An 8,825-nucleotide genomic window follows, 5' to 3' on the forward strand; every position below is an offset into this window, starting at 1 on the left:
CCGGCTTTCACGCGTTCTCCGTCTGCCTGAATCCCTTCTCCCTTTTACGCCGGCGACCGGCGGTGACCTACACCTCCGGTCAATGTGTGGTTCACGACTGCCGCAATTGTTCGCTTCAGGATCGCCGTGGCAGGTTATGCCCGCTTCCTGCAGTTGTTGAGATTCGCTGAATCAGGTCTACGGCTGAGATCTCCAGCGCATCCGCGAGCCGAAAAACGTTGTCCACTGTTGGCTGCGACTTTCCGCGCTCGATCAGCGAGATGAAATTCCGGTGAAGTCCCGCACGCTCGGCAAGCTCTTCCTGCGAGATGCGCTGCTCTGTTCTCAAAGACCGAATCAGGACAGCGAGGCGTTGTGATGGTAGTGAGTCGATCATCGCGCGAGTGTCAGCCGTTCGGTGGTCGACCGCTACACAATAAATTGTGCGAACCGAGTTAGAACAATATAATGTGCGCCTGAACAACATATTGTTGATTGCTAAACGGGGGAAGCTGAGTGTGGAGACCGAACTGGATCAAGACGAGTGGAAGCCTGCTACGAGGCCTTGGCACTGGCGCCTGGACCTGCTTGAAGACCAGGTCGAGAGGCTCTACGACCAGGGCGCCGCATTCTTCGTCGCTGAAGTCGAGCGCTGCAGCAAGGGACGCATCTGGCAGCCGGAAGAAGCCCTCGATGCTTGGCCTGACCCCGAAGAGCAGATGGCGCGAAAGGACGGGCTCTGGCTCTTCAACAGCCCCGACCTCATGTGCGACAGCCTGGTCCGGCTTGAGCGACACGACTTCGATGTGACCGAGGTCCTGCTCGTGAGTCCGCCCGTGCTCAATCGCAGCGAGGCTTGGCGTTGCGAGCGGCTCAAGGCCCTGTTCGGGCTGCGGGATGAAGATCGTTTTGAGAGCGGATGGCTCTACATCGTCGAGAGCGGTGAGGTGTATGGCGACATCGATCCGATCTGCTACGTCGCTATGGGTTCGGCGCGATCGATGATTTTGCGGGACCCGCGCACCGCGCCGGCGCCGACGCGCCCGTATTTTCCTCTGCCGAAGATCTACTCGATCAGTGCTTATGGCCAATCGGATCGGATGGCGCCGCCCCAGAGCAGGGCCGAAGAGGGGCACGCGGAGTTGGTGGCGAGATGAAGAAGCGCGACACGACTACGCCGGGTTATGCGCCTGCAGAGATCTACACGCGAGATGGGAACGCGCTGTTGCTGCCCGCCATGCAGTTGCAGGCTCTGGAGTGTGCCCGTGCCGAGGTTCGCCGGGCACGTACTCAGGAGGTCCTTGCCGAGTTGGAAGAAGACCAGGAGCCCACCACCGTGCCGGCTACGCCGGACTCGCTCAACGATCCACAGCCCCAGGAAGAGAGGAGGATGCAGCGGCAAGTCTTCGATATGGACGCCGTCGACGCGACGCTCAAGGCACGCGGGAAGGGCGATCGTGAACACTTGCAACAGCTGAAGGCTTGGGCGGCGCATATGCGCCGAGATTCCGGCTTCCGGCTCCTCCAGCCGTTCCCAACGCATTTCGAGGATTTGCGAGAGCAGCTTCCCAACTGCGCCCGGGCGATCGACGCCATCGAGGCGATGTGTGCGCTAGCGGAAGGCTACGAGCACTCGTTCGTGCCGGAACCACTGCTCCTGCTTGGGCCTCCGGGCGTCGGTAAGACCATGTTGGTCGAGCTTCTGGCAGCGACGGTCGGTGTCGAACTCGAGGCGGTATCGCTGGCGGCTGCCCAGGGGGCTTTTCAGATCATCGGCACGTCACTGCACTGGTCGACGGCTGCGCCCGGGCAAGTCTGGCGGCTGCTCGCAATGGGCAAATCGGCCAACGGGATTTTGCTGCTGGACGAGGTAGATAAGGCCGGCGGCGATGAGCGCTGCCTGACGGAAACCGCGCTCCTGGACCTGCTCGAGCCTCGCACTGCGCGCAGGCTGGTTGATCAGGCGACGGACGTTCCGATGGACGCATCCACACTATGGAAGCTGGGCACTGCCAATGAGCTGGGCCCGGTCAGTGCGCCGATCCGCTCGCGTTTTGAGGTGATCACGATCGACGCGCCCACGCGTAACGAGCTGATCGAAATCTATCGTCGTCAGTGGCAAGCACATTGCGAGGGGCGTGAGGGCTGCCCGATCCTGTCCCAAACATTGCTGGGCAGGATGGCCGACGCGCGGATCTCGCCGCGCGAGGCAAGCCGGCGGCTTCGGCTGACCTTGGGGTTGGCCATCCAGAGACACGTCAAAGTGGTCGACGGACTCTTTGGTGATGATCTGGCACCGCGCATGCCATTCGGATTCGCGCCAGCAGTGGATCACTGAGAGCGACGGATCTGGCTCATGAGCAGGAACGATCGTGCCGTGCGCGTGCTGGGCGGGTACATATGGCCGATCGAGGCCGTCGCCGATCGCCCGGAGATCGCGCTGTCGAGATGGCGGCTCTACGAGATCTCGGCAACGTGGAGCGAGGTGCCCACCCTGCATCTCGTCGGCTGGGCGAGTGAAACGGCGCAGGGCCAGGTGTCGAGCCCGGTCCGCCACGTCGACCCGGCGAGCCGATGCTGTGTGACCCGAAGTGGGCGACGCTACGGGCTGATCGGTGCGCCGGGCCATTGTGACGATGCGGCTTTCGTATGGGGCGTCTGGAAGCAGCTGAACGGAGCCGAGCAAGAGCGTGATCTTACCGATGTGCTTTGGCTGCTGCTGTTCGAGGGCGCCTCGGGCCAGTGAGGGATGAAAGGCCACCACCCTGGAATGAAGGATGAAAATGGATCCAGATCTCGATCAACTGCTTTGCAGTCGCTATCCGACCATCTTTCGGGACCGGCACGCGCCAGCCAGCCGAACGGCGATGTGCTGGGGGCTCTGCTGCGACAATGGCTGGTATGCACTGATCGACACCCTCTGCTGCGAAATTCAGCGCCGGGTCGATATGACCGGCGTGAAGCCCGTCGTCGCACTGCAGGTCAAGGAGAAATTCGGGGGGCTGCGCTTCTATGCAAGCGGAGGCGATGAATACACGGCCGGCGTGATCTGGCTGGCAGACCATCTCTCCACAATGGTCTGCGAAGAATGTGGCGCACCGGGGGTGCAGACGGGTCGCGGCTGGATCAAGACTCGGTGTGCCGCGCACGAAGGCGAAGACCTCCCCCTCGATCGGACGGTGCCGCATGTCGAGGATGACTTCGTGGATGATTTGCGTCCGGTCTCGCCCGAAAGGCTGAGGGCTTGGGAGCTCGCGCGCGAGTTTCGCCTACCGCTCGTGCGCACACGGGGGTGGCGCCATATCGCCCATGCGCTTGAGGCTGTCATCCGCAACGACATCCGGCACAACAATCTGCCTGGGGTGGTCATGCACGCGCTTGATGAGTCCGAGGGGCTGCGCTTTCACTGGCTCGGTGGTGACGATCGCGGGCGGGTGGCTGGGATGTTTCGACTCGCCGAGGCCTATGCGTCCCGTTGTGATCGGCGGACTGGAAAGCCGAGAAGCTGAAACAACGGAGGCAAGGATTGGGCGGGCAGATCCGGGCAACAGGAGTGTGACGTGGCACGTAACCGGGATGGTGTCAGTGTGCGTGCTCTTGAGGCCGCCATGCTTGAGGCCGGTGAAGATGCAAAACGCCTGATTTTGGCAGGCGACGACATGCTGACGGTTTCTGTAGCGGCCGCGCTGACAGGGTGTTCTGTGTATGAGTTGTCGCGCCGGAGGCGATCGAACCTCGTGCTCGCGCTGTCGGTTCTTCCGGGCGAGGGGGTAGGGGCTTACCGATTTCCAGCCTTTCAGTTCGAGCCGCGCGTCTGCGAGGTGATGCCGCAACTGCTGGCGCTGATCGGACCCGGACGCGCATGGCAGTTGTACGATTTCCTGCGGCATCCCGAACCGCTCCTTCAAGGCTGCATCCCACTCGACCTGTTGAGATGCGGCCGCGCGGCAGAGGTCATGCACGTTGCAAGGAGCGCTGCGAGGCTGGAGCAGGGTGCCCACTGACAACGGGTGGCCCCTAACCGGATTCGATCGGCGGGATGCAGCAAGCCCGTACTCAGCAAAGTGCCATGTTCGGTGGCGACAACAAGCGCGAGGTCCTGACTCTAAGGAGATGTCATGAGCACGAAAGCCACCCTGCGGTACGTAGTTGATGAAGTGAGCGGTACATCCGCCCACCTTTACGAAGAGTGCCTTGCGCCAGCGGACTTTCCAGCGTTTCTGGAGCTTTCTGGGGTATCCGAAGTTTCGATCGACGTGACGCCGCATGGGACGGATGTGACGGTGGCTATCCCCCGTCAATTGGCAGCCGAGCTCGGGCTTCTTCCGCTTACCGTGAAACAAGAGTGAACAGCGCCGCGTGCATGCAGCTGCCCTCCGATGGCACTCCCTTTTCTGGGTGCTCGCGCCGTCCGGCCGACACTCTGGTCCGCAAGGATTGAAGGTTCTCCCCTTTTCGATTGAGAAGTGCCCGGCCTCCCTTGAGATCCTGATCGGCGCGCTTCGGTGACGAGGTGTCTGCACTCATCCTCGAATTCGGCACGCAAGCTTTCCATATAGTTGGCGGCGCACGATGTTTTCCGCAGGCAGGGCGTCCAGCATCTGTTGCAGCTGACTGAGAGCGGGGTCGAGGCACTGGGCTTGGCTGGCGGCCTCGCGCAGATGGTCGAAGGCCGCCAGGATTTCACCAGTGCTCACCTCAAGGGCCCGGCCAGCGCTGATCCAGTACAGCGCGAGCAAGGCGCAGTCCGCTGCAAAGCCGGGCTCGTGCTCGGAGAAATCCCTGGCGGCGCGGATGAGTGTGCGGTGGTCAACTGGCGTGCGCCGTGCCAGCCCACTTGCCAGCCCGTACAGGCCGGCATCTTTCGCGGCAGCGAACCACTTGCCTTCCTCGCCCGGGCTGCGATCGACCAGATCCCGTAGTACCTCCTCGGGCGCTTTGTGCGGATACTTCTTGCAGAGGGCGCGGAAGGTGGCGAGGTAAGTGCTCGCGTGGTTGGCCTCGATCGCGTAGCGCGTGTAAGCCTCGTCGATGCGCCCGCAGGCCAGGAGGATGGCTTCGCAGGTCCGGGCGACTTCACCGCTCGGGGCGCTCCGATCTCGCAGGGCTTCGGCGTATTGCAAGGCCTCGTCCGTGCGCCCCAAGGCGACGAGGGCCTTCACGCCCCAATGGTGATCGTGCCAGAGTGTGTAAGGGGCTTGCCCTAGCAGTGCGAGAAGGCGATCGTACTGTCCGGCCGCCAGCATTGCTGAGAGGCCCATGTTGGTGCCGTGAAAATATCCATGCTCCTGCGGATACTGGCGCCAGGTCGTCTCGATCGTGGGGGTCAGCGCGTCGGCCCACTCGGCCGCTAGCGTGGGGCTCGCGCACAGGTCACCCCAGTGGTCACCCAGCGGTTCGATGTACGGAATCGCCTCGGTGCCGTGGGCCTCGAAAAGGGTTTCGAGCCACTTGCGGCGCATCGCCAGATCGACGTGGGTGTTTGTGATCAGAGGCGCCAGGGCGGCGATCGCACGGTTTACCGCGTTGCCGATCGACCCCGACGAGCTGTCCACCCGTTCGATCGCCGGCGAGAGTTGCACCAGAAACATCACGGCGCCCTCGGCACCGCGCACGGGGTCCTTACGAGCTACGGCCTTGATCTCGGACACGGCTTCCCGGATCCTGGTGATGGCAGGCTGCGACTTCCAGCCGAAGGCGTGGCGCCGAAAGCGCGCAGCGAATTCCCAGGTGGGTTTGTCGATCTTTGTGCTCATGAAATCGCGGGGTTGTTTGGGCGATGTACTGGCGCGGGGGCGTTGCGCATGTCCGGCGCGGTCCATCAATATCACGATTTTTTTCATCCACTCCGACACGCTGATCGCAGCCGAATGATGACAGGGCTGTTGGGTGGCCAGCCTCACGGCAAGCGGGTGAGCTTTCACCGCCATGCCCGGAGTCTCGATACTGACGACCATGGACAACCAGCAACAGGTCATCGACTACCTTGAGAGCCTTGGCACGGCGGCATTGCGCAAGATGCTGCTCGAGGCCGCCTTCGCCAACGCCGAACTCTGGAAGCGCCTGCTTACCCAGGCGACTGCAGCGAAGCGTCCGGGCTTAGGGGTGCTTGAGAAGGCGCTTCGGCATAGCCTCACGCCCGAGGGCAATTTCGGCTGGGCGGATGACGCCGGTTATGCGGATCGTGTGGAAGATGCAGTCCGACTGCTCGACGCACGCATCGGAGACGGCGATCCTGCATTGCTTGAGCTCATCGAGGCGGTAATCGATCTCGTTGAGCGTTCCGTCGAGCAGTTTCACGAGTCGTCCGCGCTCCTGGACGACGCGATCCGTGCACTCCACCAAACACATCTTGACGCCTGTGCGGCACTTCAGGTGCCCCCGGAAGAACTAGGGCGCGCATGGTTCCGACGGCAGCTCGAGGATCGCTGGGGGTTTCTTGCCGAAGTCAGCGACGATTACTTCGAACTGATCGGTGAGCCCGGCCAGGCTGCGTATTGGCAGGCTGCCTTCGAGGCGTGGGAAGCCTTGCCGGTCCTTGAGGCGGGCGATAGGAACGCCTCGATTAGTTCAAGGCGTCATAGGATTGAAGCGATCGTTGAAGGAAAGCTGGCTCAGGCTGGCGATCTGGACGCCCTGATCCGGGCGAAAGCCAGAAATCTCTCCCGAAGCGGTCGGCATCTAGAGCTCGCAACGCTCTGCCGCGAGCATGGGCGACTCGATGAGGCGATCCGTTGGGCGGAGGAGGGCTTCAAAGCCTTTCCGATAAACGAGGCCTATCCGCTTGAGGACCTCCTGATCGATCTCTATCGCGAACGCGGGGATCGCGATCAGGCGGAGACGGTTGCCTGGCAGCGTTTCGAACGTCGCGCTGGCTGCAACGCCTTCTTCGACCTACTCAAGGTTGGCAAGGCCATCAGCCGAGAGTCCGCGCTGCGTGCGCGGGCGCTGGCATTGCTATGGTCGCGGGTGGAAAAGGGGGAGGCCAAGTCTGCGCAGCATCGCGCGTCCCGCCCTTCGCCCTTGTTCGGTTTCGAGCGCGATCACCTGGTCGGCATCCACCTTCAGGAAGGCGATGTCGAGGAGATGTGGGCGGTCTTCTGCGGAGGCCCCGTCTCCGTCAAGCTGTGGCAGCAGGTGGCGGACATTCGAGGCAAGACGCATCCCGACGAGGCTGTTGCGCTTTACCGTCGGCTCTTGCCGTACGTTGTCGAGGCCGAAGGGTCCGGAGCGCGCTACGACCGCGCGTTCGAAATCGTCGCAGCCATCCGGCAGTTGCGCATCGAATCAGGCGAGCTCGCAAAGTTACTGACCGAGTTGGGCGAGATCAGGAGCGAGTGGAAGCGCAAGCGCAATTTCATGAAGCGGCTTGACGAGCTTTGAAGCTTTTCTGGTGCGCTGGGCGGATGGCATAGGGCGAGGGGGCGGCAGGCATCTTCGTCACGAAACTGGCACGACCTTAATTTGGATAAACTAAGTATGGGACTCAGTTTATCTAAATTGCAAAAAGCCAGTTTTTCTAAGGAAAAAGCACGCACATGAAGTCACCGAACAGTGCGATCCGTGTACTTTTCGGTGTTGTTACAGCACTGAGTGGCACAAATTTGTCATCAGCGTGCAGCGTTACATCGCTGCTGATGATTGAAAACTGGATTTTGCACGTGTGCACGGTTGTCCCGGTTTTCTTGACGAGATTAATGGCCCTCTGTATAGCGTGAGAAGGTCAGAACAGGGTTCTTGATAGGCGTCCAGCGCAAGATGGATAAACTAAGTGTGGGACTTAGTTTATCTAAATTAAGAAAATTCATGTTTTTTAATTGGAAAAGTTGCCCCGCAAGTCACCCAGCTGCGTTGTTCGGTGATTTTTCGGTGTTGTTACAGCACAAACCAGTGAAAATTTGGCATCAGCGGGCGACGTTACATGCTCAGGTCCAGATGAAATTGGGACAGCAAGGTTTTCAGTAGAGGTGGTTTACCATCAAGCAGTAGTAGGCTTTCAGAAAGATATTCTCACCATTGCCAGCAGAACGGGCAGATGAACGCTGAACAATCCGCTGCCAAAAAATGGTTTTGGATTTGTCTGAGACAGCTTCCGGGGCGACAAGCGGTTATGTCGCAGGGGAGCATCAGTAAAGGCTGTGCGTGGTCTGGAGGGTAGTGTCGGGCGCCCTTGAGAAGTCTTCTTTCGGAAATCCCGCACGAGGCGTTTTGTGCGGCGGGGGTTTCTTGGCAAGCCTATATTCTTGGGTACCCTTCAGCGATTTCCATCTTCTTTCGGCTGGATCCCTATTCACAGGGGCTGGGCGCCTTTGATTCGAGATCGGGTCTTCCGATGTTTCTCAGGACATCCTCGGACGCTGTTCAGAGGGTGTTACACACCCTGTAAGAGAGTGCGCGTCCGTTACAAGTAAACCCGCTGTGCTGCTCGAGTCCAGGGCCGGTGGTTCTTGCTTTTGATCATTGCTTCTTGACCTTAAGGCATTGAATTAACGTATGTAACGCTCCAGTGCGGTCACTCACTGATCTTGGTTAGAGGCGTTACATACCTTTCGCTTGCCCGTTCTCTTGGACAGGCGGGACCTTGGTCACGCTCGATGAGCTCTGGATCAGAAATGGCAGTAGTGCGGTCGGTCTCGAACTGAACGCCACGGATATCACCTTGGCACGAGGCGTCAAGAAGCACTCCTGTGGAATAATCCATGCCGTCATCCTCAACAACAAGCACACCCGATGGCGCAAATATCCCCGGCTCTGGATACCCTCCGGCACGATGCCGGCCTGTACCGCGAGCTTGATGTTCTGGACCGTCTGCAGCAGTCGCTGCCTGGCGGTTACGAGGTCTTCCA

At 60.6% G+C, this 8,825-nt stretch carries 10 protein-coding genes; 7 read left to right on the forward strand and 3 right to left on the reverse strand.

Features of this window, described 5'->3' with window-relative positions; all coding sequences use genetic code 11:
- Positions 1-115 precede the first annotated feature (115 nt).
- Positions 116-466 (reverse strand): helix-turn-helix domain-containing protein, encoded by a 351-nt coding sequence (locus tag ACMV5O_RS19650; protein WP_416165042.1) that lies wholly within the window; start codon positions 464-466, stop codon positions 116-118.
- A gap of 31 nt (positions 467-497) precedes the next feature.
- Between ACMV5O_RS19650 and ACMV5O_RS19655 the strand changes: the two genes are divergently transcribed.
- The 6 genes from ACMV5O_RS19655 to ACMV5O_RS19680 all read left to right on the forward strand — a co-directional run bounded on the left by ACMV5O_RS19655 (position 498) and on the right by ACMV5O_RS19680 (position 4,328).
- Positions 498-1,136 (forward strand): hypothetical protein, encoded by a 639-nt coding sequence (locus tag ACMV5O_RS19655; RefSeq protein ID WP_416165043.1) that lies wholly within the window; start codon positions 498-500, stop codon positions 1,134-1,136.
- Positions 1,133-2,317, forward strand: a complete 1,185-nt coding sequence (locus tag ACMV5O_RS19660; protein WP_416165044.1) for an AAA family ATPase — start codon at positions 1,133-1,135, stop codon at positions 2,315-2,317. Before ACMV5O_RS19655 ends, ACMV5O_RS19660 begins: the two co-directional genes overlap by 4 nt.
- A gap of 18 nt (positions 2,318-2,335) precedes the next feature.
- The gene (locus tag ACMV5O_RS19665; protein WP_416165045.1) at positions 2,336-2,725 is read left to right on the forward strand and encodes a hypothetical protein; all 390 of its coding nucleotides are present in this window, start codon (positions 2,336-2,338) and stop codon (positions 2,723-2,725) included.
- Positions 2,726-2,756: 31 nt separating this feature from the next.
- The gene (locus ACMV5O_RS19670; RefSeq protein ID WP_416165046.1) at positions 2,757-3,488 is read left to right on the forward strand and encodes a hypothetical protein; all 732 of its coding nucleotides are present in this window, start codon (positions 2,757-2,759) and stop codon (positions 3,486-3,488) included.
- Positions 3,489-3,539: 51 nt separating this feature from the next.
- On the forward strand, positions 3,540-3,983 hold the full coding sequence (locus ACMV5O_RS19675) for a hypothetical protein (RefSeq protein ID WP_416165047.1): 444 nt from the start codon (positions 3,540-3,542) through the stop codon (positions 3,981-3,983).
- A gap of 114 nt (positions 3,984-4,097) precedes the next feature.
- Entirely contained in the window at positions 4,098-4,328 is a 231-nt protein-coding gene (locus tag ACMV5O_RS19680) for a hypothetical protein (protein WP_416165048.1), read from the forward strand.
- A gap of 174 nt (positions 4,329-4,502) precedes the next feature.
- On the opposite strand, the gene ACMV5O_RS19685 is transcribed toward ACMV5O_RS19680, so the two are convergent.
- The gene (locus ACMV5O_RS19685) at positions 4,503-5,936 is read right to left on the reverse strand and encodes a hypothetical protein (protein ID WP_416165049.1); all 1,434 of its coding nucleotides are present in this window, start codon (positions 5,934-5,936) and stop codon (positions 4,503-4,505) included.
- Between ACMV5O_RS19685 and ACMV5O_RS19690 the strand changes: the two genes are divergently transcribed.
- On the forward strand, positions 5,935-7,362 hold the full coding sequence (locus tag ACMV5O_RS19690) for a DUF6880 family protein (protein ID WP_416165050.1): 1,428 nt from the start codon (positions 5,935-5,937) through the stop codon (positions 7,360-7,362). The two genes, ACMV5O_RS19685 and ACMV5O_RS19690, sit on opposite strands and share 2 nt — an antisense overlap.
- A gap of 1,155 nt (positions 7,363-8,517) precedes the next feature.
- On the opposite strand, the gene ACMV5O_RS19695 is transcribed toward ACMV5O_RS19690, so the two are convergent.
- On the reverse strand, positions 8,518-8,825 hold a 308-nt coding region (locus ACMV5O_RS19695), incomplete at its 5' end, for a hypothetical protein (protein WP_416165051.1).

Source organism: Thauera sp. WH-1 (genome assembly GCF_047806685.1).
Lineage (GTDB): Bacteria > Pseudomonadota > Gammaproteobacteria > Burkholderiales > Rhodocyclaceae > Thauera.